This is a genomic window from Sphingobacterium sp. UT-1RO-CII-1, assembly GCF_026711005.1.
In the GTDB taxonomy this organism is placed as follows: domain Bacteria; phylum Bacteroidota; class Bacteroidia; order Sphingobacteriales; family Sphingobacteriaceae; genus Sphingobacterium.
On the sequence record NZ_JAPPVJ010000007.1, the window covers coordinates 1 to 25,773 of the forward strand.

The 25,773-nt window shown below is 36.2% G+C and carries 22 protein-coding genes; 13 read left to right on the forward strand and 9 right to left on the reverse strand.

Annotated elements, in window-relative coordinates:
• Window positions 1–225 precede the first annotated feature (225 nt).
• From dnaG to ORI89_RS14910, 3 genes are all read left to right on the forward strand, one after another.
• Window positions 226–2,223: a DNA primase gene (gene dnaG, locus ORI89_RS14900; protein WP_268231303.1), complete on the forward strand. Its 1,998-nt coding sequence runs from the start codon at window positions 226–228 to the stop codon at window positions 2,221–2,223.
• Between the two features lie 6 nt (window positions 2,224–2,229).
• The gene (locus tag ORI89_RS14905; RefSeq protein WP_268231304.1) at window positions 2,230–2,583 is read left to right on the forward strand and encodes a YraN family protein; all 354 of its coding nucleotides are present in this window, start codon (window positions 2,230–2,232) and stop codon (window positions 2,581–2,583) included.
• Window positions 2,584–2,660: 77 nt separating this feature from the next.
• Complete coding sequence (locus ORI89_RS14910) at window positions 2,661–3,725, forward strand: glutaminyl-peptide cyclotransferase (RefSeq protein WP_268231305.1); 1,065 nt, start codon at window positions 2,661–2,663, stop codon at window positions 3,723–3,725.
• 176 nt (window positions 3,726–3,901) lie between these two features.
• Here ORI89_RS14910 and def read toward each other — a convergent pair whose 3' ends face one another.
• Window positions 3,902–5,128 carry a peptide deformylase gene (def, locus tag ORI89_RS14915; protein ID WP_268231306.1) on the reverse strand — a complete coding sequence of 409 codons (1,227 nt, stop codon included), beginning with the start codon at window positions 5,126–5,128 and terminating at the stop codon, window positions 3,902–3,904.
• A 223-nt stretch (window positions 5,129–5,351) separates the two neighbouring features.
• Here def and ruvX point away from each other — a divergent pair, with 223 nt between their 5' ends.
• Window positions 5,352–5,765, forward strand: coding sequence for a Holliday junction resolvase RuvX (gene ruvX, locus ORI89_RS14920; RefSeq protein WP_268231307.1), 414 nt, complete (start codon window positions 5,352–5,354; stop codon window positions 5,763–5,765).
• A gap of 1 nt (window position 5,766) precedes the next feature.
• A complete protein-coding gene (gene ybeY / locus ORI89_RS14925) occupies window positions 5,767–6,201 on the forward strand; it encodes an rRNA maturation RNase YbeY (RefSeq protein ID WP_268231308.1) in 435 nt (144 codons plus the stop codon).
• A gap of 39 nt (window positions 6,202–6,240) precedes the next feature.
• On the opposite strand, the gene ORI89_RS14930 is transcribed toward ybeY, so the two are convergent.
• Window positions 6,241–6,660, reverse strand: coding sequence for a nucleoside-diphosphate kinase (locus ORI89_RS14930; protein ID WP_268231309.1), 420 nt, complete (start codon window positions 6,658–6,660; stop codon window positions 6,241–6,243).
• 160 nt (window positions 6,661–6,820) lie between these two features.
• On the opposite strand from ORI89_RS14930, the gene ORI89_RS14935 reads away from it, so the two are divergent.
• The 5 genes from ORI89_RS14935 to galK all read left to right on the forward strand — a co-directional run bounded on the left by ORI89_RS14935 (window position 6,821) and on the right by galK (window position 12,423).
• The gene (locus tag ORI89_RS14935) at window positions 6,821–7,669 is read left to right on the forward strand and encodes a 4-hydroxy-3-methylbut-2-enyl diphosphate reductase (protein ID WP_268231310.1); all 849 of its coding nucleotides are present in this window, start codon (window positions 6,821–6,823) and stop codon (window positions 7,667–7,669) included.
• 73 nt (window positions 7,670–7,742) lie between these two features.
• Window positions 7,743–8,768, forward strand: a complete 1,026-nt coding sequence (hemH, locus tag ORI89_RS14940) for a ferrochelatase (protein WP_268231311.1) — start codon at window positions 7,743–7,745, stop codon at window positions 8,766–8,768.
• A 16-nt stretch (window positions 8,769–8,784) separates the two neighbouring features.
• Window positions 8,785–10,056 carry a metallophosphoesterase gene (locus ORI89_RS14945; protein ID WP_268231312.1) on the forward strand — a complete coding sequence of 424 codons (1,272 nt, stop codon included), beginning with the start codon at window positions 8,785–8,787 and terminating at the stop codon, window positions 10,054–10,056.
• Window positions 10,057–10,219: 163 nt separating this feature from the next.
• Window positions 10,220–11,263 carry a UDP-glucose--hexose-1-phosphate uridylyltransferase gene (locus ORI89_RS14950; protein ID WP_268231313.1) on the forward strand — a complete coding sequence of 348 codons (1,044 nt, stop codon included), beginning with the start codon at window positions 10,220–10,222 and terminating at the stop codon, window positions 11,261–11,263.
• 2 nt (window positions 11,264–11,265) lie between these two features.
• Window positions 11,266–12,423, forward strand: coding sequence for a galactokinase (gene galK, locus ORI89_RS14955; protein ID WP_268231314.1), 1,158 nt, complete (start codon window positions 11,266–11,268; stop codon window positions 12,421–12,423).
• Between the two features lie 59 nt (window positions 12,424–12,482).
• On the opposite strand, the gene mfd is transcribed toward galK, so the two are convergent.
• Window positions 12,483–15,821 carry a transcription-repair coupling factor gene (gene mfd, locus ORI89_RS14960; protein WP_268231315.1) on the reverse strand — a complete coding sequence of 1,113 codons (3,339 nt, stop codon included), beginning with the start codon at window positions 15,819–15,821 and terminating at the stop codon, window positions 12,483–12,485.
• A 93-nt stretch (window positions 15,822–15,914) separates the two neighbouring features.
• Window positions 15,915–16,469, reverse strand: coding sequence for a hypothetical protein (locus ORI89_RS14965; RefSeq protein ID WP_268231316.1), 555 nt, complete (start codon window positions 16,467–16,469; stop codon window positions 15,915–15,917).
• 157 nt (window positions 16,470–16,626) lie between these two features.
• Between ORI89_RS14965 and ORI89_RS14970 the strand changes: the two genes are divergently transcribed.
• On the forward strand, window positions 16,627–17,502 hold the full coding sequence (locus tag ORI89_RS14970) for an AraC family transcriptional regulator (protein ID WP_268231317.1): 876 nt from the start codon (window positions 16,627–16,629) through the stop codon (window positions 17,500–17,502).
• Between the two features lie 76 nt (window positions 17,503–17,578).
• Window positions 17,579–17,992, forward strand: coding sequence for a DUF983 domain-containing protein (locus ORI89_RS14975; RefSeq protein ID WP_268231318.1), 414 nt, complete (start codon window positions 17,579–17,581; stop codon window positions 17,990–17,992).
• Window positions 17,993–18,066: 74 nt separating this feature from the next.
• Here ORI89_RS14975 and galE read toward each other — a convergent pair whose 3' ends face one another.
• Both galE and ORI89_RS14985 read right to left on the reverse strand, forming a co-directional pair.
• Window positions 18,067–19,095 (reverse strand): UDP-glucose 4-epimerase GalE, encoded by a 1,029-nt coding sequence (galE, locus tag ORI89_RS14980; protein ID WP_268231319.1) that lies wholly within the window; start codon window positions 19,093–19,095, stop codon window positions 18,067–18,069.
• A 29-nt stretch (window positions 19,096–19,124) separates the two neighbouring features.
• Window positions 19,125–19,493 (reverse strand): NAD-dependent epimerase/dehydratase family protein, encoded by a 369-nt coding sequence (locus ORI89_RS14985; RefSeq protein WP_268231320.1) that lies wholly within the window; start codon window positions 19,491–19,493, stop codon window positions 19,125–19,127.
• Between the two features lie 59 nt (window positions 19,494–19,552).
• Between ORI89_RS14985 and ORI89_RS14990 the strand changes: the two genes are divergently transcribed.
• Window positions 19,553–20,803 carry a 3-deoxy-D-manno-octulosonic acid transferase gene (locus tag ORI89_RS14990; RefSeq protein WP_268231321.1) on the forward strand — a complete coding sequence of 417 codons (1,251 nt, stop codon included), beginning with the start codon at window positions 19,553–19,555 and terminating at the stop codon, window positions 20,801–20,803.
• Window positions 20,804–20,898: 95 nt separating this feature from the next.
• On the opposite strand, the gene ORI89_RS14995 is transcribed toward ORI89_RS14990, so the two are convergent.
• The 3 genes from ORI89_RS14995 to ORI89_RS15005 all read right to left on the reverse strand — a co-directional run bounded on the left by ORI89_RS14995 (window position 20,899) and on the right by ORI89_RS15005 (window position 25,759).
• Complete coding sequence (locus ORI89_RS14995) at window positions 20,899–22,350, reverse strand: glyceraldehyde-3-phosphate dehydrogenase (RefSeq protein ID WP_268231322.1); 1,452 nt, start codon at window positions 22,348–22,350, stop codon at window positions 20,899–20,901.
• 244 nt (window positions 22,351–22,594) lie between these two features.
• Complete coding sequence (gene hemW, locus ORI89_RS15000) at window positions 22,595–23,725, reverse strand: radical SAM family heme chaperone HemW (RefSeq protein WP_268231323.1); 1,131 nt, start codon at window positions 23,723–23,725, stop codon at window positions 22,595–22,597.
• 168 nt (window positions 23,726–23,893) lie between these two features.
• Complete coding sequence (locus ORI89_RS15005; RefSeq protein ID WP_268231324.1) at window positions 23,894–25,759, reverse strand: M1 family metallopeptidase; 1,866 nt, start codon at window positions 25,757–25,759, stop codon at window positions 23,894–23,896.
• Between the last annotated feature and the right edge of the window lie 14 nt (window positions 25,760–25,773).

Genomic DNA, 25,773 nt, shown 5'->3' on the forward strand with positions numbered 1-25,773 from the left:
GTCAAGCCCGCCAGAGCCGATGGTATTGCCGTAACAGGTGGGAGAGTAGGTCGGTGCCTAATTTTATACAGAAAGCCTTTGCTAGATCAGCAAGGGCTTTTTTGTGTTATAGCATTTTTATTAAACCTAGGAACCCTTAAAAAATTGAGTTGTAATTTAGAAAGGCTCTGTGTAAATTGCACCTGTTATTATTGTAGTACTGCTATTAGTGTTGTTTAAGAAATAATGATTACAAAGGAAACCATTGAAAAAGTAATTGATGCAGCGAGGATTGAAGAGGTTGTGGGTGACTTTGTAGATCTAAAAAAGAGGGGGACTTCTTTAATAGGAAATTGTCCATTTCATAATGAAAAGACGCCTTCTTTTCATGTGTCTGTCGCAAAAGGAATTTATAAATGTTTCGGTTGTGGGGTGGGAGGGGATTCGCTTAAGTTCGTTATGGAACTTGAGAAGTACTCTTATCCTGAAGCTATTCGATATTTAGCAGATAGATATAATATTCCTGTAGAAGAGGTTGAACGTTCGCCTGCACAGATTGCAGCTCAAGATAAGCGGGAAAGCCTTTATGTTTTAAGTAGCTGGGCTGGAAAATATTTTAAAGAACAATTATGGACTACAGCGTTAGGACAATCTATTGGCTTATCTTATTTTAAAGAAAGAGGGTACAGAGATGATATAATTAAGAAGTTTGATCTAGGTTATTCGCCAGATGAATGGACGAGTATGTCTGATGCGGCTATAGAGGCAGGTTTTCATAAAGACTATTTAACGAATATAGGTCTTTCGATACAGCGTGACGATGGTAGTGTCTATGATCGATTTAGAGGACGTGTTTTATTTCCTATTCATAATTTAACAGGTAGAATTATTGGATTTGGAGGACGTACTTTGCGGACTGAAAAATCAGTACCAAAGTATGTGAACTCTCCAGAAAGTGATATTTACCATAAATCGAATGTACTTTATGGTCTAAATTTCGCTAAGAAAGCGATAATGGATGAGGATAGCTGTTATCTTGTTGAGGGCTACGCCGATGTTTTATCCATGCACCAAGCTGGTGTAGAGAATGTCGTTTCTTCTTCCGGGACATCTTTAACAGTAGGTCAGATTAAGCTTATTTCACGCTTTACAAAGAATGTGATTATCTTATTTGATGGTGATGCTGCAGGTATTAAAGCTTCGCTACGGGGTACGGATATGTTGTTAGAAGAAGGGCTGAATGTTAAAGTTCTTCTTTTTCCCGATGGTAATGATCCGGATTCGTATGTGCAGAAGTATGGAGGTCATGAATTTAAGAAGTACATAACTGAACATCAGGAAGATTTTATTTTTTATAAAACAAATATCCTTCTAAAGGATACGGGGGGAGATCCAGTTAAAAGGGCAGAGGTTATCCGAGAAGTGGTACAGAGTATTTCTTTAATCCCAGATGAGATAAAGGTATCTGTATTTATTCAACAATGTTCACACTTGTTGGATATTGAAGAACGTGTTTTGTTGACGGAGTTGAATAAAATGCGACTTCATAAAGCAAAAGAACAAGATCGTAAAGATAGTTTTTCATCGAGAAGCACCATACAAACGCCTCCTGGAATGCCAGATGGTATGCCTCCACCTGATTTCTTTTTGACTGATGAAGAGCGAATTGATGCGGGAGGATCAACAAGTGCGGAAGTGCCCGTTGTGATCACAGCAGAAATTTTACAGGAAAGAGAAGTTGTTCGTATTCTTTTAAATTATGGTGCTGAGCTTGCTACTTGGGAAGGTGATGGAGATATTCCTGTAGCTCCTTTGATGTTGAGTGCTTTAGATGATATAGACTTTGAAGATCGTCCTAGTGCACTCATTGTCGATGTTTTTAAAAAGAAGGCTGAGAATTATGAAATACCCGAAGCCAAATTTTTCTTCTCGCATGAAGATAAAGAGATACAGGATCTAGCTATAACAAGTGTTTCTTCCCCGTATGAGTTAAGTCCTAATTGGAATGATGATAAGCGAAAGATTTATGTCAGTGAAGAGAAAGAGCACTTAAAGGAATTAACTATCCAAGCTATTTATAGGATTAAAAAGAGAAAAATTGAGCGGGAGATACTTAAGATTAGAGAAGAACTTAAAGTTGAACAAGAGGCTAGTAATTTAGAAATTCTTCTTGCCAAATACCAGAAATTGAAAGAGGCAGAAAAACTATTAGGAGTTTATCTTGGTAATACCGTGGTGAAGTAGTAGGAGATGAGTGGTCATTTAGAAATAGGACGTTTAGGGGAAAATGAGGCAGCTACCTATTTAGAGAAGATTGGTTATTGTATTGTGGCTAAGAATTGGCGGTTTAAAAACTTAGAAATTGATATTATAGCCGAGGATAAGGATGTTTTAGCTTTTGTAGAGGTGAAAACTAGACATTCCTTTGCATTGGCAGATGCTGATTTTTTTGTAGACTGGAAGAAGCAAAAGCGATTAATTATAGCTGCAGAAGCTTATTTGCATTATAGAGGGTATAAGGGCGAAATTAGATTTGATATTGTAGCTGTCACTCTAGATAAGGGAGTACATATCGAATTGATTAAAGATGCGTTTTGGACATGATAATAAATTCTGTTTTTTTAGTATTTTTAAGAAACTGGTCTACGTGATTATGTATAGGTTATTAAATAATTTATTGTATGAGATTTTATATTGTAATTAGCTTTGTGGTGGTGGTCATGTTATTTGTTACTGGCTGCAAGTCACAAAAAACAAAATTTGAATTCCTGACACCTAACTCTGGAGCTTCACTAGTGTCGGGGCAAAAAGTACCTCTTCGTATGCAATTTCCGGATACTACCTTGGATTCTATCATTTATTCAATAGATGGGGAGGTTATTGAAAGAAAGAATGATACTGCTACTGTTTATTTGAATACAGAATCTCTAGGGTTTGGCGCAAAAAACCTAATGGCTAAAGCATATAAAAATGGAGAAGAACATGTTGCATATAGTAGCGTTACTATTTTGCCAGATTCTCCAAAGCAATATACTTTTAAAACTATAGCGAGTTATCCGCACGATGTTAAAGCTTTTACACAAGGTCTGCAATATGAAAATGGTGTGCTTTATGAGTCTACTGGAGCACCGATGCAAACTGATTTAGTTTCCTCCTTGCGTAAAGTTGAGTTAGAGACGGGGAAAGTTTTGACGAAAAAAGAGATTGTCGGCAAAAGTCCAAATGAGCACGATTATTTTGGTGAAGGACTTACTATTGTTAATAATAAGATTGTGATGTTATTCTGGTTAAATGAAGAAGGCTTTGTTTTTGACAAGAATAGTTTTGAACAGATAGGCAAGTTTAGTTATCAAAATAGTAAACAGGGATGGGGTATTACCTATGACGGTAATCGTTTGCTAAAAACAGATAGTAGTAATAAGTTGTACTTTTTAGATCCTGAGACATATGAAGAAAAGGGTTTTGTAGCCGTTTACGACAATAATGGACCTGTAGCAGAACTTAATGAACTAGAGTATATTAATGGACGTGTATATGCGAATGTATACAGTAAAGATTATATTGTTATTATTAATCCCGAGACAGGGGTAGTTGAAGGGCAAATAAATCTTATGGGAATGCATACTCACGCCTCTCAAAATGATAAAGAACTTAATGGTATTGCTTATAATAAAGATAAAAACACACTTTATGTGACAGGTAAACAGTGGGATACTTTGTATGAGATTGAAGTAGTGGAACGCTAGTTTTTTATTTGTGATATAATTGTATGAAATATCCATGTTTAACAATTGTAAATACTCATGAGTATTCTATATGAATATTAAAAAAAGATAGTTCTACATCTATAAAAAAAGGAGATCAGTTTTCTAGTAAAATTGATCTCCTTTTTTTTATAGATGCCCCTGTTTTTACTCTGTTCTTATGGTATTAAAGTATTTTTTTCGGGAATGTAAAAATTAAGAATATCATTAATGGGGTTATATATTTTTTGATTATGCTCCGTATATCTATCAGTAAACAGTATGCCATATAGGTGATCCACTTCATGTTGAAAAATAACGGCTGTAAATCCTTCAATAATTTCAGAAATATGATTACCCTTTTTATCAATGTGATTTAATTTTATAGTATAACTCCTTAAAACGTTTTCTTTTTGCTCTGGAATTGATAAACAACCTTCTGATCCTTGTCGTAGTAACTGGGAGCGCCACGTGATTTTTGGATTGATATAAGATTCGAAAGGTTGTCCTTCTTTATCAAACCTTTGAACCCAAATAATATTTTTGTTGATACCAACCTGTGGGGCCGCAATACCGACTCCTTTTTGTTCTGGATTTTTTACTGTTACAAGCATACGGTTCAGCAACTTTTCTAGTAACGGATCGTCTGGTTTAATATCTTCCGAAATCGTACGTAGAATGATCGAATCACTATTAACAGTTGTTTGGAGTACGTACATTTTGTCTCCTAAGTCGCCCGATTGAATAATATCTATTTCTTTTTGTGTGAAGTTTTTAGCCATTACGATATCTTGTTTTTTATGATTTTTTGGTCCTGTATATTTTTTTTCGCCAGCCTGAATAGCCACATCTAAAAAATTCTCTGCAGGTGGCTGAGGGCAACGATATCCATCACTATAGGCGCAGTAAGGGTTATAGGCTTTATTAAAATCGATATTGACTTGGCCTGCAACTATATCTTGCTTTTTAAGATCTAGATAGCGTCCACTTTCATATGTGTATTCTCCTGTTGTTTGGTCAAGAAACGGGAGGAATAGGTAGGAAGATTGGAGCTTTGTTTGAAATTTATCTGCATTTTCATATACTGTTAAATCGTATGTATGTTCATCGATGTGAAAAGTGAGTTTTGCATATTTCCTAAATTCTTTGCTTGTTCCATCTGAGGTAGGCATTCTAAAGGTTGGTTCATTCATTAAGAATTCTACATCTGCTTTTACTCGGAATTTTTCGTTTGGAGGATAATAGTTTAGTTCTCCGATATACTGATCTTGAATGGGGCCTTTTTTACTTTGTTTCAAGCTCGCAGCTTGTATTTGTCTGTGTTGTAAGATGCTTTCCGAATATTCTTGCGCAGTAGCATAGAATGATAATAGTATATAGAAAAATAATTGTGTGATAGTTTTCATGTGTGTATAATCTATTTTAATGAAACTTATAACTACTTTGTAGTTGCTTTGTGAGCTAGGAAGCTCAATTTGCTTATCCCCGTTCTATAACACTATCCATGTTATATACAGTTTTATTAATTGGGGAATAGTACTGTTGTCTTTATGTTTTTTTAAATTCAAATATAGATAATTTTGCTACTCGATGTAATGATAATTGTATTTTTGTAGTAAAATAGTGCTTATGAGAATAATGGCTTTTGATTATGGGACAAAACGTATCGGTATTGCTGTCACTGATCCCTTGCAGATTATAGCAACTGCTTTGACAACGGTACATCCAGCAGATATCTGGAATTTTTTGTCTGCATATATGCAAAGCGAACGCATATCGGTTTTTGTGGTAGGAATGCCTTTGCAAATGAGTGGTGAAGCATCTGAATCTGCACAGCATGTTGTTGGTTTTGTACGGAAATTAAAGAAAACATATCCCGATATTGATGTTGCAGAAGTTGATGAACGGTTTACGTCAAAATTAGCTTCTCAAGTGATTGCACAGAGCGGTAAGAAAAAAAAGGATCGGCAAGATAAAGCTCTGGTTGATACTGTTGCAGCTACTATTATTCTTCAAACATATATGAATTCTAAATCTTTTTAATATGGCATTAAGAAACATTCTTTTCTTCAATGAAGATATCGAGTATCTTGTTAAAGACAAGCAAAAATTACGGTTGTGGATAAGAGATACAATAAAGGAAGAAGGATATAAGCGGGTCGGTGAATTAAATTTTATTTTTTGTTCTGATGCCTACTTGTTAGAAATTAATAAACAATATTTGGATCATGATACGTATACAGATATTGTTACATTTGACTCTTCGGAAGATAATGAAATTATAGCAGGAGATGTTTTTATTTCGGTAGAACGTATAGTGGAGAATGCGATGCAATATAACGTTTCAGAAAAAGATGAATTACATCGTGTGATTATTCATGGTGTGTTACACTTATGTGGTTATCATGATAAAGAGGGAGAAGAGAAAGAGCAGATGACCGCTAAAGAAAATGAATATTTGGCAAAACGGTCATTCTAGTTATAAAAAGAGGCGGTCACTGACCGCCTCTTTTTATAACTAGAATCTTTCAAATTGTGAGAAAAAGAAGCTACCTTCTATGTCAGCATTGTCATCAGAGTCTGATCCGTGTATTGCATTTGCATCGATCGACTTGGCGTATTTTTGACGTATAGTACCTTCATCCGCTTTCGTTGGGTCAGTAGCACCGATTAGCTTACGGAAATCTTCTACAGCATTTTCTTTTTCTAAAATTGCTGCTACGATTGGGCCTGAAGTCATAAATTGAACTAATTCTCCGTAAAAAGGTCTTTCTTTGTGTACAGCGTAAAAATTTCCTGCAGTTTCTTGTGTTAAATGAATGTATTTCATTGCTACAATTTTGAAACCACCTGCAATTATATCATTCAAAATTGCTCCGATATGGCCATTTGCGACAGCATCTGGCTTAATCATTGTAAAAGTTTTGTTAGTTGCCATTATTTACTAATAAATTTCTGTAAAGTTACGAAATTACTATGGTTTTATAGGGAGTCGCTTTAAAAAGAAGATTTTGAGCCATCTTGTTTGTTTAAAGGCGGAGATGCTTTGGAGTTATTTAGGTGCGAAATAATTTAAGTTCTAATTTGTAACTTTGTGTATGGCAAAAAATCTGCAAGTAACAATTGATAAGGATTCCGGTTTTTGTTTCGGTGTTGTATATGCTATTGATATGGCTGAAGAAATTCTTGATAACGAAGGTACTTTATATTGTTTGGGTGATATTGTTCATAATGATGAAGAAGTTTCTCGATTGAAGTCGAAGGGTTTAAAGATTATTGAACATGCTGATTTAGTCGGATTGAGAGATGTTAAGGTATTAATCCGCGCCCATGGGGAAGCGCCAGATACATATAAAATTGCCTTAGCAAATAATATTACTTTGATTGATGCTTCATGTCCTGTAGTACTAAAATTACAGAATCGAATAAAAACATCTTATGATGCAGAAGAGAGAATCCTGATTTTCGGTAAACATGGTCATGCGGAAGTTGTGGGCTTGCAAGGTCAAACTGATAATGAAGCTTTAGTGTTTCAAAGCTTAGATGAGCTGGACAATGTATTGTTACCAGATTCCTTTACTTTATACAGTCAAACGACGAAAAGTGTTGATCAATTTTACGCTATTCGAGATGAATTAATTAACCGTGGTTATGATGTAAAGGCAAATGATACTATTTGTAGGCAGGTTTCTAATCGTTATGAGGAGCTTGGAGAGTTTGCACGTAGTTATGACCGGATTGTTTTTGTTTCGGGCAAAAAATCGTCAAATGGTCGTGTTTTATATGAAGTATGTAAATCTGCTAATCCCAATAGTTACTTTGTATCTGACTCATCAGAGCTAAATGATTTAGTCTTTGAAACGGGAGAGACGATTGGGATATGTGGTGCTACTTCTACACCTATGTGGTTAATGAAAGAAGTGAAGTTGCATCTTGAGGAACTTTAGCTAAGGGTCATGCAAACTTCATATTATGGTAGTGTATTCGATGAACCTGTAAAAAAACATTATTTTTGGCTTAATGAGTAAGAGAGCAACCAAAGGTGTTCTGTTAGTGCAACTAGGCACTCCAGATGCACCAACCACCAGTGACGTGCGCAGATATTTGACTGAGTTTTTAATGGATCCACGTGTGATGGACATTTCGAAATTGGGGAGAACACTTCTGGTAAAGGGTGTTATTGTACCTAAAAGAGCTCCTCAGTCAGCAGCAACTTATCGTACAATTTGGGATGAGGAAACAGGATCTCCACTGATGTATTATAGTGAGTTGCAACGCGATTTATTGCAAGCGGAGCTTGGAGAAGATTATCATGTGGAGCTTGCTATGCGCTATCAAAACCCCTCTATTGAATCGGCTCTAAAAAAAATGGAGGGTATGTTTTTTGAGTCTATACGTGTAATTGCACTATTTCCCCAATATGCATCAGCTACTACAGGATCGGTTATTGATCGTGTGATGGAACTTATGCGTTCTTGGCAATATTTTCCCGAAGTAAGTTTTGTCAGTAGTTATTGTGATGATGATGAGATGGTGGGGGTCTATGCTGAGCATGGTCGTAAACATGACATTGATAGTTACGATCATATCTTGTTCAGCTATCATGGTCTGCCAGTTCGTCAGTTGGGTAAGGTTGACCCTTCTGGGAACTTGAAGTGTCCCGATTTTGGCTGTGAGAGTTGTCAGGTAGAGAAAAAACCACATTGCTATCTTTCTCAGTGTTATGCAACAACTCGGGCTATTGTAAAAAAATTAAACTTATCAAAAGAAAGGTATACTCTTTGTTTTCAATCACGTTTAGGGAAAACACCTTGGATTCAACCATATACTTCAGATACTTTGCGCGTCTTGGCAGAAAAGGGAGTGAAGAAATTGCTTGTTTTTAGTCCAGCTTTTGTTGCAGATTGTATAGAGACGCTTGATGAAATATTAGTTGAATATGCAGATGAGTTTAAGGCATTAGGGGGGGAGGAAGTGGCTATGGTAGAAAGCTTAAATGATGATCCTAAGTGGATCAATGTATTGAAGCGTCTTGCGATAGGGTAGAAATAATTAAATTATTATGTTGATATTTAACGCAATACTCCTTATCATATTTGATTTTTATATTTTTTTCGCACTGCGGGCGACAAAGATTAAAGTAGCGAAAACTAAATGGTTTTCATTTTTATGGTGGGGTTATACGATAGGTTTATTAGTAGGTTTATACATTTCAGCTAAGTATAACATACCGCTTGCGTATCGTTCTATTATTCTTGTAGCTTTTTTTATGACAGCTGTAAGTAAATTTATATTTATTTTAATACTATTAGTTGATGATGTACGACGTGGTGGTGTTTGGATTAGTAGACTTTTTTCTCCGCAAAGAAGTAAGAATCTAGAGGAAAGGGTAGAAACTCTTTCTGAGGAATTGCCAGAGGAACCTGTGCATGGGATAACCCGTTCAGAATTTCTAACTAAATCAGGGCTAGTTGTAGCGTCTTTGCCTATATTTCCATTGTCTTGGGGTATGATTTCGGGTGGATATGATTATAGAATAAGAAGACAAAAGCTTTATTTGCCGAATCTCCCAGCGTCTTTTCATGGAATGCGTATTGCGCAGATTTCTGATGTGCATTCAGGTTCGTTTTATAATGAAAAAGCTGTACTGGGAGGTGTTGAGATGTTATTGAACGAACGTCCTGATATGATTTTTTTTACGGGAGATTTAGTAAATAATGTAGCTTCAGAGATGCGTCAATATCAAGATATTTTTGCAAAGCTTAAAGCTGATTTGGGAGTTTTTTCTGTTTTGGGTAATCACGACTATGGTGATTATCATTTTGGTAGAGAAGATTCGGTTGCTAAGCGTAAAAACTTAGCAGATCTTATAGAAACGCAAAGGATAATGGGCTGGGATTTACTAATGGATGAAAATCGTTCTATTAAAGTTAATAATGAAAGTCTTTCAATAGTAGGTGTACAGAATTGGGGGACAGGTCGTTTTCCGAAAAAAGGTGATATAGAAAAAGCATTGCAAGGGACGGAGGATGAGCCTGTTAAGTTACTGTTGTCTCATGACCCATCGCACTGGCGTGCGCAGGTGCTGGATACGGATATTGATGTTATGTTTGCTGGACATACACATGGTATGCAATTTGGAGTTCGTGGAGAGCATTTTCAATGGAGTCCGGCTAAATTTATTTATAAGGAGTGGGCAGGTCTGTATGAAGAGAATAGTCAACAGCTTTATGTGAATGTTGGTTATGGTTTTTTAGGGTATCCTGGACGTGTTGGAATTTTGCCTGAGATTACTTTATTTGAATTGGTGAAAGGGGATAAACCTATTGTGTAAGGCTGGTTATTAAAGTGGTATGCTGTATTTCTTTTTTTGATAGATTTGAACAATTATTTTAAAAGTCTTTAAATGCGATTTTTTGAAAAAAATTTCATTTAAAGACTTTTTTTATGCTTGTTTTTTATCTTTAAAAATCTAATATTTATAAAAGACTAAAACCATGTTGAATTTTTCTGAACATCCACATAGACGTAAGAATTTGTTAACCGGCGAGTATGTTCTGGTATCGCCACACCGCAGTAAACGACCTTGGCAAGGACAGGTTGAGGATGTTATATCTACTGAGAGACCTTTTTATGATCCTGATTGTTATTTATGCCCAGGAAATAAGCGCGCTGATGGTACGCAGAATCCCGAATATACAGATAGTTTTGTTTTTGTTAACGACTTTTCCGCATTGTTAGCAGATACACCTAATGAGGTTTATGATGAGGAAGGTTTGTTACATGCTGAATCTGAACGTGGTATTTGCAAGGTTATAGCATTTTCGTCTAGACATGATTTGACATTACCAGAAATGGAAGTTGGAGAAATAAAGTCAGTAGTTGATATTTGGCAGAGAGAGTTTGAAATTTTAGCTAAACATGAATGGATTAGGTATATTCAGATTTTTGAAAATAAAGGAAGTGTTATGGGGTGTAGTAATCCGCATCCGCATGGACAGATTTGGGCTCAGGGTTTGGTGCCTGTGGAAGTAGTAAAAGAGGGAGAACAGCAGTCTAAATATTTCAATAAACATCAGCGAAGTTTGTTAGGGGATTACTTGGCATTGGAGTTGAAAAAAAATGAGCGTATAATTATTGATAATGATTATTTCGTCGTACTAGTTCCGTTTTGGGCAGTTTGGCCATATGAAACGCTCATTATTAGCAAGAGGCATGTAACAACGGTATTGGATTTTACGGAAAATGAGAAGATGGATTTAGCGAAAACGCTTCAGGAGTTGACTATCCGTTATGATAATATTTTTAAAACTTCTTTTCCCTATTCGGCGGGTATGCACCAGGCTCCTGTAAATGGGGAAAAGTTAGATGGCTGGCATTGGCATATGCATTTTTATCCACCTCTTTTACGATCTGCTACCGTGAAAAAATTTATGGTTGGTTATGAAATGTTAGCTACACCACAGCGTGATATCACTGCGGAACAAGCAGCAGATCTATTGAAAGAACAATCGACTACTCATTATAAAAAGAATTTATAACAATGATGACAAAAGATCAGATAGGGTTTAGGTACCAAAAAGTTTTTGGTGAAAAGGCAACATATATAGTGAGGTCGCCTGGTCGTATCAATATCATAGGAGAGCATACGGATTATAATGAAGGGTTTGTTTTGCCCACAGCTATTGATAAAGGTGTTTATGTAGCAGTAGCTAAAAGAGATGATGATTTGGTGCGCTTGTATGCGGAGAGTTTTGAAGAACTGTTTGAAGTTAAGTTAAGCGATGTTGAAGCCTTACCTGAAGGCTGGCAAAACTATGTACTTGGTGTGGTCGGGGAGTTGCGTGAAAGAGGATATGAATTGGGAGGCTTTAATTTATATTTAGATGGTGATATACCCGTTGGTGCCGGATTGTCTTCCTCGGCTGCTGTTGAATGTGCAACTGGATTTGCTCTTAATGTTTTATTCGATTTAGCAATTGACCGCATTGCTATTGCTTTAATAGGGCAGCAAGCTGAGCATAAATATGCAGGGGTACAATGTGGTATTATGGATCAATTTGCGTCGGCGATGAGTAGGGCAGGCCAGGTTATTAAGTTAGACTGTAGAGATTTATCTTTTTCTTATAAACCATTAGAGCTTGGTGATTATACTATCTTGTTATTGAATACGAATGTAAATCACTCGTTGGCCTCGTCGGCCTATAATGAGCGGAGAAAATCTTGTGAGCGTTCAGTAGGTTTAGTACAAGGTAAGTTTCAAGATGTGATAAGTTTACGTGATGTAACGTTAACTATGTTGGAAGAATGTGTCGAGAGGATAGACAATGAGGCTTACATTAAAAGTAAATTTGTTTTAGAGGAGAATCAGCGGGTAGAAAAAGCCTGTGAGTTTTTGGAAAACGGAAATTTAGACATGTTGGGTAGTTTGCTTTATGAAGCTCATACTGGGTTAAGTAATGAATATGAGGTGAGTTGTGTAGAACTTGATTTTTTAGTAGAATATGTTAAGCAGTTTCCTGAAGTGTTGGGAGCAAGGATGATGGGAGGGGGCTTCGGGGGGTGTACAATTAATCTTGTGCATAAATCTTTTGAAGACCTATTGATTGAGCGATTAGTCCCTGTTTATAAAGAAAGGTTTGGATTGAGTTTGACAGCCATTAAGGTGGTGCCTTCTAATGGAACAGAGGTTTTACTTTGATTTTTTATTACACAGTTACTTTTTGAACCCAAGTAACTGTGTAATGAGTTAAGTCTTGATTAACCAAGCATTTCTTTTAGTAAATGTAGGGCGTAAGTAATATTGTTAACGTTGCTAAGTGCTATTCTCAATTGTCCTTTTACTTCTTTCAGGTTAGAAATTGCAGTGTGTTTTTGGACAAAGTTAAGCACATTTCCAAAAGCTTCTGATTCAAAATAACTGGACTGCTTGTTATTAACAAAATAGCCTTTTAAAGTATTCTTTTTAAAAGTTATTTTTTCAAATCCAATTTCTTTTCCAAACCATTGTAGACGTAATGTATTAAAAAGCTCAAATATAGGCTTTGGTACAGGGCCAAATCGATCTTCTAATTTTTTCGTGAAGTCTGCTAATTCTTCTTCGTTATTTATTTTTGCAATTTCTTGGTACAAATTGTATCGCTCTCCTATGTTGGTTACATACTCGTCAGGAATCATAACCTCGAGGTCGGTATCTACCTGGGTAAAGTTAACATAGTTTCTGTTTTTATCTTCTGGGAATAATTCTTCAAACTCGTCTTCTTTTAATTCCTGGACGGCTTCATCTAATATTTTGTTGTACATTTCAAAACCTATTTCTGCAATAAAGCCTGATTGTTCGGCTCCCAATAGATTTCCTGAGCCCCGAATATCTAAATCGCGCATTGCAATATTGAAACCAGACCCCAAATCTGAAAACTCTTCTAAAGCCGATAAGCGTTTATATGCTTCAGTTGTAAGGGTAGATAGGGGAGGGCTTAAAAGGTAGCAAAAGGCTTTTTTATTAGATCGCCCAACGCGCCCTCGCATCTGATGTAAGTCACTTAAGCCAAACATATGTGCATGGTTGATAATAATCGTATTTGCATTTGGTATATCTAAGCCTGATTCTATTATTGTAGTTGCTAAAAGTACATCAAAATCGTGGTTTATGAATTTTAACATTACATCCTCGAGTTGGTCACCATCAAGTTGACCGTGAGCTACTCCGACTCGAGCACCAGGTACTAGTTTTTGCACCATACTACCTAGCTGTTTGAGATCTGCCACTCGGTTATGAATGAAAAAGATCTGCCCGCCTCTTTCTATTTCAAAACTGACGGCTTCCTGTATTAGTGTCTCGTTAAAAACATGTAATTCAGTTTGTACAGGTTGTCTGTTTGGTGGTGGTGTGGATATGATACTTAGATCACGGGCTCCCATTAATGAAAAATGAAGGGTTCGTGGAATAGGGGTTGCTGTCAGTGTTAGTGAATCAACATTGGCGCGCATTACCTTAAGTTTTTCTTTGACGGATACACCAAATTTTTGTTCCTCATCGATAATCATTAGCCCTAGTTCTTTAAACTTTACATCTTTACTAACTAATCGGTGCGTACCTATGATTATGTCTATATCGCCTTCTTCCAATTTTTTCAGGGTATCTTTAACCTGCTTTGCTGATTTAAAGCGATTTATATAGTCAATGTTTGCGGGAAAACCTTTTAGACGTTCACTAAATGTTCGGTAGTGTTGGGAAGCTAAAATAGTTGTTGGCACGAGCACGGCTACTTGTTTACTATCGGCCACAGCCTTAAATGCTGCACGAATAGCAACTTCTGTTTTTCCAAACCCAACATCGCCACAAACTAATCGATCCATGGGGTGAGGGGATTCCATATCTTTTTTTACGTCGTTTGTGGCTTTTTCCTGATCTGGTGTGTCTTCATAAAGAAAAGATGCTTCTAATTCATTTTGCAGGTAAGTGTCAGGGCTAAATGCGTTGCCTGTTTCAGCTTTACGTTTTGCATAAAGTTTGATGAGATCTCGCGCAATATCCTTTACTTTTCTCTTGGTAGTTTTCTTTAGTTTGTCCCAGGCATCGGTGCCTAATTTGTTCATCTTAGGAATTGTTCCTTCTTTACCCGAATATTTCGATATGCGGTTTAATGAGTTTATATTTACATATAATAAATCATTGTCCGCATATACCAGGCGGATCATTTCCTGTGTTTTTTCATTTACTTCAACCTTTTCGAGTCCTGCGTATTTACCTATGCCATGATCAATATGTGTAATGTAATCACCCGGTTTAAGTTCGCGTAACTCTTTCAATGTTATTGCCTGCGAGCGTTCGTATCCTTTTTTACGTTTATATTTATAATAGCGGTCAAATATTTGATGATCTGTATAGCATGCTATTTTTAGCTCATCATCTTTAAAGCCTTCTCTTAGTGCACGATGTACAGGCGTGAAGTTTGTCGATTTATCAATGTCCTCTAATATTGCATAAATACGTTCTATTTGTTTAGTAGAGTCAGAGAAGATAAGGTTGTTGATATTGTTTTTTTCGTTTTCTTTGAGGTTGTATATGAGTAAATTGAAATCTTTATTGAATGATGGCTGAGGTTTTATGTGAAAAGTGATGGTTTGATCGGGCTTGTAGAAAAACTGTTTGCCAAATTCTATGGTTGGAAATTCATAAAGTAACTCACTAAAACCTCGGTCGGTTGTGAATGTTACTCTAGGATCAACCCATTCTTGGTTGGCAATAATATCTTTTTCTGGCAATGCTTTCCAAAACTCACTGGCCTTTTTATAGCCGTCTTTCATAATGTCCAATGTGAACTGTGTGTCTTTTATCCAAACGACAGCATTTTCTTCTACATACTCCAGTAAGGAAATATGGTTGTTGCTGAGGAATTTGGCTTGTACGTTAGGTACAATGGTTACTGTATGAAAATTACTGACAGATAATTGTGTTTCTATATCAAAAGTTCGTATGTTTTCAATCTCATCTCCAAAAAACTCAACACGATAAGGGAGATCGTTTGAGAAAGAAAAGATGTCGACGATTCCTCCTCGTATGGCAAACTGTCCTGGTTCATATACGAAATCAACACGTTCAAAGTCATACTCGTATAGAAACTCATTAATGAAATCAATACTTAACTTCGTGTTTACTATAATATTTAATGTGTTTTTTTCGAGGTCAGCCCTATTGATAACTTTTTCGGCAATAGCTTCAGGGTAGGAGACCACAATTTTGGGGAGTTCGCTTTTTTGATTTAATGTATTTAATGTTTCTGCTCGTTGCAGAACATGTGATGAGTCTATTTGTGTAAATTCATAAGCTTTACGAAATGAAGCAGGAAAAAACAGAATTTGTTTATCCAGGATGTTTTCTAGATCGCTTAGAAAATAGGAGGCATCTTCATGTGTGGGCAGAATGAAGATAAATGTTCTTTCATCGGTTAGATATGTTGCGGCAGCTAATATAGTGTCTACAGAGCCTATTAGACCTTTGAGTTGTATTTTAGGCTGTTTATCTTGTATTGCTGCTATAAGTGATTTAATATTTTCACTTTTCTTGTAAAGCTCTATAATTTCTTGAATACCCACGTTATCTCTATTATTAACAATTTATTGCGAATTTAAGAAAATTATTAAATAGAGGGGGAAAAGGAGGTTTGCTGTTCTTTTCTTTATGATACTTTACGGGTTTAGACGATGAGTTGATGCAAAAGAGCGAACCGCTTCCATGTCTTCTTTTAAATCGAACCGTAAGTCTTCGTGTAGTTTCTCATATTTTGCCATGGTTGCTTTAATACGCAGATTGGTATACTTGTGAAGTTTGAATGCTGTCGTAGATAGGGATTCATTAAATAAGGTGGGGTAACGTCTAAATGCTTCTTTGAGTATAAAAATACGACATTCTACTTCGCTGAATTTATCTTTAGTTACTTTTTCATGTTCATTTATGATTCCACTTGCATCACGCATTAAACTGTTTAGACTTTTGTAATGTTGGAAACTGGATTGGTTTTTAATTTTATATATATACATTGTATCCTCAAATAGCTCGTATAAAGTGTTTTTCAATTTATGGATACGATTTTCGAGGTCATGCTCATCTTCCAGTAACTGAAAGTGTAGCTGTTTTATCAACATTTTATCTTTATTGATTAGGCGTACGAGGAGTTTATCTTTTTCTTTTTGAGGTAAAGAGAGTACTGCGTTTTTTAAACTGGGGTCTTTATGTAGTGACATGAGATAAAAATACAAACTTACTTTATAGGGAACAAACTAATCTGTTAGCTTCCAATAATGGAGTTAATTAGTGGTATTAATCAATTGTCAGTAAAAAGTACCATTAAAAACTTTAAATACACCATGCTTATTGACATTATTCGATTTATCTTTGTTTATGGTTTTGAAAGTCCCTGTTATAGAGCAATGTGCTGTATCCAATAATCTTAAGGGTGAGGTTATGCTGGAGGATTTGTCGGGATACTTACAGCGGAATAAAAGCTTAATTTTTCCGCATCGCCATAATTTTTACCATTTCATTCTTTTTACAAAAGGACGTGGTAGGCATACTATAGATTTTGAGAGTTTTACTATTGAACCGTGGCAGATATATTTTATGTCACCTGGCCAGATACATACCTGGGATTTTGAAGATGGTGTTGACGGGTATGTGGTGAATTTTGATAAAGATTTTTTTACGACTTTTTTATTGCGTCCGGATTACTTAACACAGTTTTCTTTTTTTTCAGGCTTGGTACGTGATGAAGTTTTTGTTGTTAAGGAGGGTGCTAGGGAGATTGTTTATGACGTGTTGAACCGTTTGCACTTTAGTTTGTCTGAAGCAGGAGAGAAAGCGGTTTCTAAAGATTATGTGCAGATTTCACTTTTATATTTATTTCAGGAATTGGAGAAGCAGCGAGATCCATCGAATGTTCCTGAGGGCGATGTTTATAATCATACTTTGTTGAGGAATTTTTTAAATTTGATCGAGTTAAATTATAAGGAGGAGCGTCTTCCTAAATATTATGCAGGACTTTTGTATATTACACCTAATCATTTGAATGCTTTGAGTAAAGAGTTTTTGGGTATGTCTGCGGGTGATATTATTAGAGGAAGGGTATTGTTAGAAGCAAAGCGATTGTTAGTTATTAAAGATTATTCGATATCAGAGATAGCTTATGGGCTTAATTTTAATGATAATTCATATTTTACAAAGTTTTTCAAAAAAATGGAAGGATGTACTCCGGAGGAGTTTCGTAAAATACATGTGTAAAGAATTGTGCAGATAAAGTTTAAAAGCTGTATTTAGCCTGTGTAACTGTTATAAAAGGAATAGATTAAAAAGCAATATGGAGACAGAATATATTATACCAAAAGAGTTTAAGAGCGCAGTAGACGGTAAGTGTCCGCGATGTCGTATTGGCGACATGTTTGAGGGGCCGCTGTTTACGTTTAAATCTAGAAAGATGCGGACGCACTGTCCACATTGTAATTTAAAGTTTGAGAAAGAACCTGGATATTTTTATGTGGCAATGTACGTTAGTTATGCTTTTGTTGTGGCAGAGTTGATTGCGGCTTGCGTGGCTACTTATGTTATTACGGGGCAATTGGAGTCTCCGTGGGTTTATTTGACAACAGCTTTAGCTGCGGCTTTTATTATGTCGCCGTTTAACTATAGGTATTCTAGGGTTGTTTTGCTTTATTGGATGACACCATCTTTTAAGTATAGACCAGATCTTTATGCAGAACAGAAGTCGGTCTAATTAGTAATTTGATTTTTGTTTTTTTGTGTAAACTTTCAGGGTAGATTATTTATAACCTACCCTGAAAGCTATCGTTAGCTTATAGGGTTTTCTGCTAAGTATTTCTCCCAAGCCCATGCGGATGCCATCATTTCATCAATTCCTAAGTGGGCATTCCATCCCAATTGTTGACTGGATTTGGTTACATCACCCCATACTTTAATAATGTCTCCTTCACGACGTGGACCTACTGTATAGTTTAATTTCTGGCCAGAAGCTTTTTCAAAAGCTGTTATAGCTTCTAAGACAGAGTATCCGTTACCAGTTCCGATATTGAAGACATCGTAGTTGCCGTTTGGATTGCCTTTTTCTAGTAGTTTTATTGCAGCAACATGTGCTTTCGCTAGGTCTACGACATGTATGTAGTCGCGTATACATGATCCATCAGGGGTGTCGTAATCTCCTCCAAAAACTGTTAGTTGTTGACGTTTACCTATAGCAGTTTGTGTAATAAATGGGAGTAAATTTTGAGGGACTCCAATAGGCAACTCTCCTATCAAAGCCGTTTCATGTGCGCCGACAGGATTAAAATAACGTAATGCTATAATTTTGTAGTTGTTATTAGCTTGGGCTGTTTCTTGCAAAATTTCCTCTGCTATCTGTTTTGTGTTACCATAGGGTGAAGTTGCTTTTTTTACAGGGGCTGATTCAGTTACTGGAAGTACATCAGGCTCTCCATACACTGTACAACTAGAAGAAAATACGAAGTTTATCTTCTTTTCATTATAAGCATTTAATAGGTTTAGTAAAGAGAAGAAGTTGTTGCGGTAATACTTTAGTGGTTTTTCTACGGATTCACCAACTGCTTTCGATGCTGCAAAGTGAATAACTCCTGTGATGTTAGGATTTGTTTTTACAAAAGACATTACTTTTGTTTCGTCACATAGGTCAAATTGATGAAATTCGGGCTTAATACCTATTATTTTTTCAATTTGATCTAATATCTTAATATTTGAGTTTGATAAGTTGTCAACTATAACAGGAGTATAGCCTGCATTGTATAATTCGACAACGGTGTGTGAACCAATGTATCCCGTGCCGCCGGTAACTAATATTTTGCTCATTGCTTATTATTGTGATGTATAAAATAATTTTATTTTAAATTTCTGTAATATTCAATAGTTCTTTGCAGGCCTATCTTTCTGTCGATTACTGGAAACCAATTTAATATCATTTTTGCTGTGCTAATATCCGGACGTCTTTGTCCTAGGTCATCCATAGGAAGCTTAGAATGGCCTATTTCAGCTTTTGATTTTGTTTGCGTTAAAATCTCTTTGGCCGGTTGGGGAACAGTTATTTCGTCAGGGGTGCCGATGTTTACCGGTAGTTGATAGTCTGAAAAGAGTAATTTATATATTTCTATAACCTGAAAACCTGCTGCAACAATAGGATCACATAGATGTGAGCCTAAAAAACCGGCTGCTCCAGTAATGAGAACTCGTTTTTGATGTAGTGCGTCCACGACCTTTTAGTATGAATAAAGTTTAATATCTTTGACGAAGATAAGGATATTTTGTTAACATGCGGGTGCTATACGATATAGGTATTGGTCTATATACATTGATTTTACGATTGATTTCTCCTTTTCATACTAAGGCTAGGCTTTGGGTGAAGGGGAGAAGAGGATTGTTTGATGAAATAGAGCAAACGATTGAGAAGGGGTGTAAACCTGTTTGGTTTCATTTCGCTTCATTAGGAGAGTTTGAGCAAGGAAGGTCAGTGATGGAAGCGATAAAGCGAGAGTTTCCTGCGCAAAAAATATTAATAACTTTTTTTTCTCCCTCAGGTTATGAAGTGCGAAAGAATACGAATTTAGCCGATTATGTATTTTACTTGCCGATTGATACTCGTAGAAATGCGGAAAGGTTTTTAGCTATAGTCGAGCCTAAGTTTGTTGTTTTTACAAAATATGAGTATTGGTATCATTATTTTAATGTACTGCATAAAAATGGCACTGTTTTGCTTCTTATATCTGCAATTTTTAGGGAGGACCAAATTTTTTTCAAATGGTACGGAGGTTTTTTTAGAGGGGTATTAAAGAAGGTGAGTTTCTTTTTTACACAAAACTCTGAGTCTGTACTTTGGTTGAAAGCGATAAATATCACTAGGGCTGGATTGGCGGGTGATACTCGTTTTGATCGGGTTATTGATCTGCCAAATGAACGTCAGTCTCTGCCCATAATAGAGTGTTTTCTTAAAAACTCTGTGAATACATTAGTAGCTGGGAGCACTTGGTTGCCTGATGAGAAGATATTGGCAAGTTTTGTCGATAATTCTAGGAAATGGAAATTAATTTTGGCACCACATGAAATCCATGAGTCTCATCTGTTAGAGATTAAGAAGTTATTTGGAGGTGTTTTGTTTTATTCAAAAGCATTAACTTATACAAGTGATGAGTTGGAAGAGGCATCAGTACTCGTTATAGATAATTTTGGGTTATTATCTTCGCTTTATGGTTACGGTCATGTGACTTATGTAGGTGGTGGCTTTGGTGTTGGTATTCATAATACTTTAGAGGCAGCTACTTATGGCTTACCAGTATTATTTGGACCGAGATATACGAAGTTTCGAGAGGCAGTTGAGCTTATTGAATATGGGGCGGCTCTAAGTATTGATAGTCAACGAGATTTTAATAGAATTATGGCAGTTTTTGATGATATAAATAAAGTAGAAGAGATGGGGGAAATTGCTCGTAAGTATGTAGTGCAGAACGCTGGTGCTACAAAAGTTATTATGAAGTATATTGTCACTCAAAGGCTACTTGAGATATAAGATGTGCTAGTAAGTTGATTAAAAAGGCTGCCCTCCATTTAGAAGGGCAGTTTTTTGATCTTAAGTAGACCTATAAAATGAAAATTGGATACCGTTTAATAGTAGGTAAACCTACGTACTCCAGCTATATGACGTGCTAGGCGCATAACTTGATGTGTATAGCCGTATTCATTATCATACCACACATAAAGTATGATACTTGTACCATCGGATGCGACAATAGTTGCGGGAGCATCAACAATGGCTGCAGCCGAACTACTGATAATATCTGATGAGACGAGTTCAATGTCTGTTGAAAACTTAATTTGTTCGACAAGAGCACCATTTAGTGTTGCCTTTTTCAATATGTCATTAAGGTGTTCAGTATTTGTTTCCTTTTCGACTTCTAACTGTAAGATTGCTAACGAACCATTTGGAACAGGAACACGGATCGCATTAGAAGTTAATTTTCCCTCTAAAAGGGGAAGTACTTTTGCTACGGCTGTACCTGCACCAGTTTCGGTGATAACCATGTTTAACCCGGCTGCCCGGCCTCTTCTTGATTTTTTATGCATATTATCGACCAAGTTTTGGTCGTTGGTATAAGCGTGTATAGTTTCTATATGTCCTTTTTTAATTTTTAAGTTGTCTTGGATTATAGCTAATACTGGAGAGATTGCATTTGTGGTACAAGAAGCCGCAGAGTATATTGATGTGCTTTTGTTATTGTCGATTTCATTTTGATTAACTCCATATACAATATTCGGAACTCCTTTGCCAGGGGCGGTTAATAATACTTGCGTTGCTCCTTTAGCTTTTAAATGTCTTGAGAGTTCTTCTTGATCACGAAAAGCTCCAGTATTATCGATTATCAAAGCATTTTTTATTCCGTACTGTGTGTAGTCTATATCTTCTGGATTTTTAGCAGAAATGATAGGTATTGTTATTCCGTTTAAAACAAGCGCAGCTTTTTCAAGGTCAATATCTACTAGCCCCTCAAAATCTCCGTGTATAGAATCGTTGCGTAGTAAGCTGGCTCTTTTCGCTAAGGTTTTTTGGTTTATGTCATCTCTTGTAACTATTGCACGTAAGCGGAGTTGCATACCAGCACCGACTTTATTTACTAACTCCCTTGCTAATAATCTGCCTATACGACCAAATCCATAAAGAACTACATCGCGAGGCTCGAAAGACTGATGTTGATTTGCTAGGCTGAGTTTTTCTGCTAGAAAGCTGTAAAGAGCCTCGCTGTTTATTTGTTCCTGTCTGACTTCTAGCGCTAGTGTTCCAATATCTATTCTAGAAGGCAAAAGCTCTAGTTGTTGTATGACTTGAGCAATTTCTAAAGTTTCGAATACAGTAACTGCTCTTTGTGTTAATGACTTGGAGTTTTGATGTAGATTAAGAATGGCGCTGACTCTACGATCGACTAGCTGATTGCGAAATAGTACGAGTTCGATAGCATCATTAAACCAGAGATCGCTAAGGATTTTGATGAGTTTAACTGTTGCATTCTGTTTGGTTTTGTAATTGCTTATTTCTTGTTCAAAAGGTGTGGTTTGTATCATCTTAATAGTTATAAAAGATTGTGCCACAAACTTAGGTATTACAGTGATGTAAAACCATTTATTTTGAATAATTAGTAATTTTTAGGTTTGTTTACATATTAAATATGTGTTTTTAATAAAAAATAGCGGTATTTTTTTGTAATTTTAAATTTTAGTTGTTTTTGTTAAGTTTTCAGTAAACTGTTTTTTACTAAAATCCATTTATTAGGTTAAGCTGGTTTTAAATAATAGTTTATGTAGAAACTTAATCATCCTCTATTAAAAATAGTTCAGATGCTATATGGTCTGCTAGAAGTTTCCCTTTGTTGGTAAGTGTATAGTGATTTTCTATCATTTGGACGTCTTTTGTCGCTATAAAAGGGGTTATCTGTTTAGCTATATGTTGCAGGACGTCTTGACCAAAATTGTTTTGTATTGTATTTAAACTTATCCCCCACATGGTCCGCAATGAAGTCATAAGATACTCGTTTATGCGATCGTAGAATGATAGGTTTTCGCTTTCTGCAAATGGCTTTTCATTTTTTATGCCTTCTATATATTTTGCATTATTTGAGATATTCCAATGTCTTGATAATCCATTGAAAGAATGGGAGGAGGGCCCTATACCAAGATAGTGTTTTCCTAACCAATAGTTAGTGTTGTGTTTTGCATATTTTTGATTTTTTGCAAAGTTGGAAATCTCGTAATGATCATATCCTTGTGAAGAGAGTGCTTCAATAAGCATTGTCATTTGTACAGCACTTTGCGAATCTTGGATTGGGGCTGTTTTTCCTTGCTTGATAAAATGAGCTAAAGCTGTTTTAGCTTCAATAGTCATAGCATAAGACGAGATATGCGGTATTGAGAAGTCTACTAATTTGGCTATATTGCTTTGCCACTTTTCATTGGTTAGTAAGGGGTAACCATAAATTAGATCTGCTGTGACGTTCTGAAAACCGGCATCCTGGACAGTCTTTATTGCCGTTTCGGCTTCAGTTGAGTTATGTGCACGGTTCATCCAGCGTAAATCTTCCTCAAAAAATGACTGAATACCAATACTGAATCTATTTATAGGTGTGTTTTTTAGACTTTGTACCTTTTGTAGATTGAGGTCATCAGGGTTAGCTTCCAATGTTATTTCAGCGTCATGAGCAAGTACGAAATATTTTGCTACGTAATCTATTAATGCTTTAATTTCATCCGCACTTAATAGTGAGGGGGTGCCTCCTCCGAAGTAGATCGAATGAATATTCTGATCTTGTAAATAATGGTTGCGCAGAGTGATTTCATCTTTTAAAGCCTGTAGGATTTCAGATTTGTACTTTAGAGAGGTGGTAAAATGAAAATCACAGTAATGACAAGCTTGTTTACAGAAAGGAATGTGAAAGTAAATCATAGTGCAAAGATACGAATGAGCAATATATATATGCACATCTATAACCAATGCGCATATATATACTTTTGTGTTTGCTTTATCTTCTAGTGATTTTGAAAATATTCATATCATGCGTTGTAGGATATGAATATTTTCAAAGTGATGATCATTTTATAATGGTCACTGATCTTACTTTGATACTTCTTTTATATTGTTGGTGTGGTCAATATCTGCTAGTCGTTTGGTGGGATCAATTTCTGCCTTTTTTACTTTTTTGTTTAAATGTATTGTATATGTCGGTTTTGTCCAAAACCAATCTGTAAGTACTGTCCATTTTACGTCATTGTATAGCGCGTAAGTTTCTTTTTGTTTTTCGCCTCTCATTTCTCGTAGTGGGATATAGAAAAGTTCTTTAGAACCGTCTTGATACTCGACTAATAGGTCAATTGGCATTGCAATATCAGACTTATTTTCTATTTCAATCTCTCTATCAGTAATTTTGTTTATACTGTAATCTATTGTTCGTGTAGTATTGATAAAAAGGTTGAAGTACCATTTTAGGTTAATACCAGAGATATCTTCTGCCACTCGTTTAAAATCATTAGGCGTTGGGTGTTTAAATTTCCAGATTTCATAGAATTTTAAGAAAGTTTTGTCTAAATTTTCTTTTCCAATAATATAGCCTAGTTGCTCGGCCATTACTGCTCCTTTGTTATAGGCTTGATTACTATAGGCATAGTTGGTTTTGTAATAATCTGCTAGTAGACTCATAGGTTCTTCTTTTCCTGATAAAGCTAGCTTGTAATATGCACGATAGGCGTTAATTACGGGGTTTGTATCCAGACTTCCTTTTCTTTCGAACAAATGCTGAAAAGCTATGTCTTGGATATAACTTGTGAACCCCTCATCAAACCATTCATCGACAGTTTCGTTAATCCCAAAAAGATGTTGATACCAGGAGTGTGCAGCTTCATGAAAAATTACGTCGACAAGACTTTTAATATTTCTTCCGCCTGTAACTAGTGTTGCTGTTCCATATTCCATGCCACCATCTCCACCTTGTACGATGCTGTATGTTGGCCAAGGATAAGCTCCGTAACGAGCCTCGCAAAAGTCAAAAAACTCGGTTGCTAATTTTAGGGCTATATTCCAGTTTTCTTTAACTTCGTTGTTGGTTGGAATATAAGCTGTATATACTGTGACGCCCCCATTGCTTTTTGCGGAGTCAATAACAAGTTTTGGATCTGCTGCCCATGCGAAATCGTGTATGTTTTCAGCTTTGAAGTTCCAGCTAGCTTTGCCATTTTTTGATTTTATGGTAGCATTATTTTGATAGCCTTTAACTTCATTCGGGTTTTGGAGTTTGCCAGATGCGCCAATAACGTAAGTAGGGTTAATATGTATTGTTACATCAAAATTTCCGAAAGGAGCCACAAACTCACGGGCGACGTATTCGTCCAGGTGCCAGCCGAACTCATCAAAATGTGCCATTTTAGGATACCACTGAGCCATGGATAATGCGACGTTCTCGGCAGAATTTCGGCCACTACGGCGGATCTGTTCTGGCACCTGTGCATCCCACTCCATATTGAAAGTTACTGTTTCTCCCGCTAAAATTGGTTTTGAAGGAGTAACTTCTAGTATTGTACCATCTATTGTAAAATTAGCTGCTACGCCGTTTACCGTTAAATTTTGGATGTTTTGATATCCTATTTGATCAGGTGTTAATGTAGCTATTTTACTTTGAGTTTTTGGTTTATCGGACGTTCCGATATTTTTTATCATGCGACGATCTGGGTCGGTGATATTGGATAATCTGTAATCCATCATGCTACCTGGTTGAAAAGCATTGAAGTAGAGATGGAAGTATACTTTTGATAGATTCTGGTTGGAGTTGTTGCTATAAGCTAAGGACATTTTTCCGTCGTAACGGTAATTGTTGTCGTCGACATTGATATCCATTTTATAGTCTACGGTTTGTTGCCAATAGCCGGCTCGCTGTGCGAATAAGAAGTTGCCTGCTGTTAAAAGACACAAAATCAATAATTTTCTCATATTGGTCATACTTT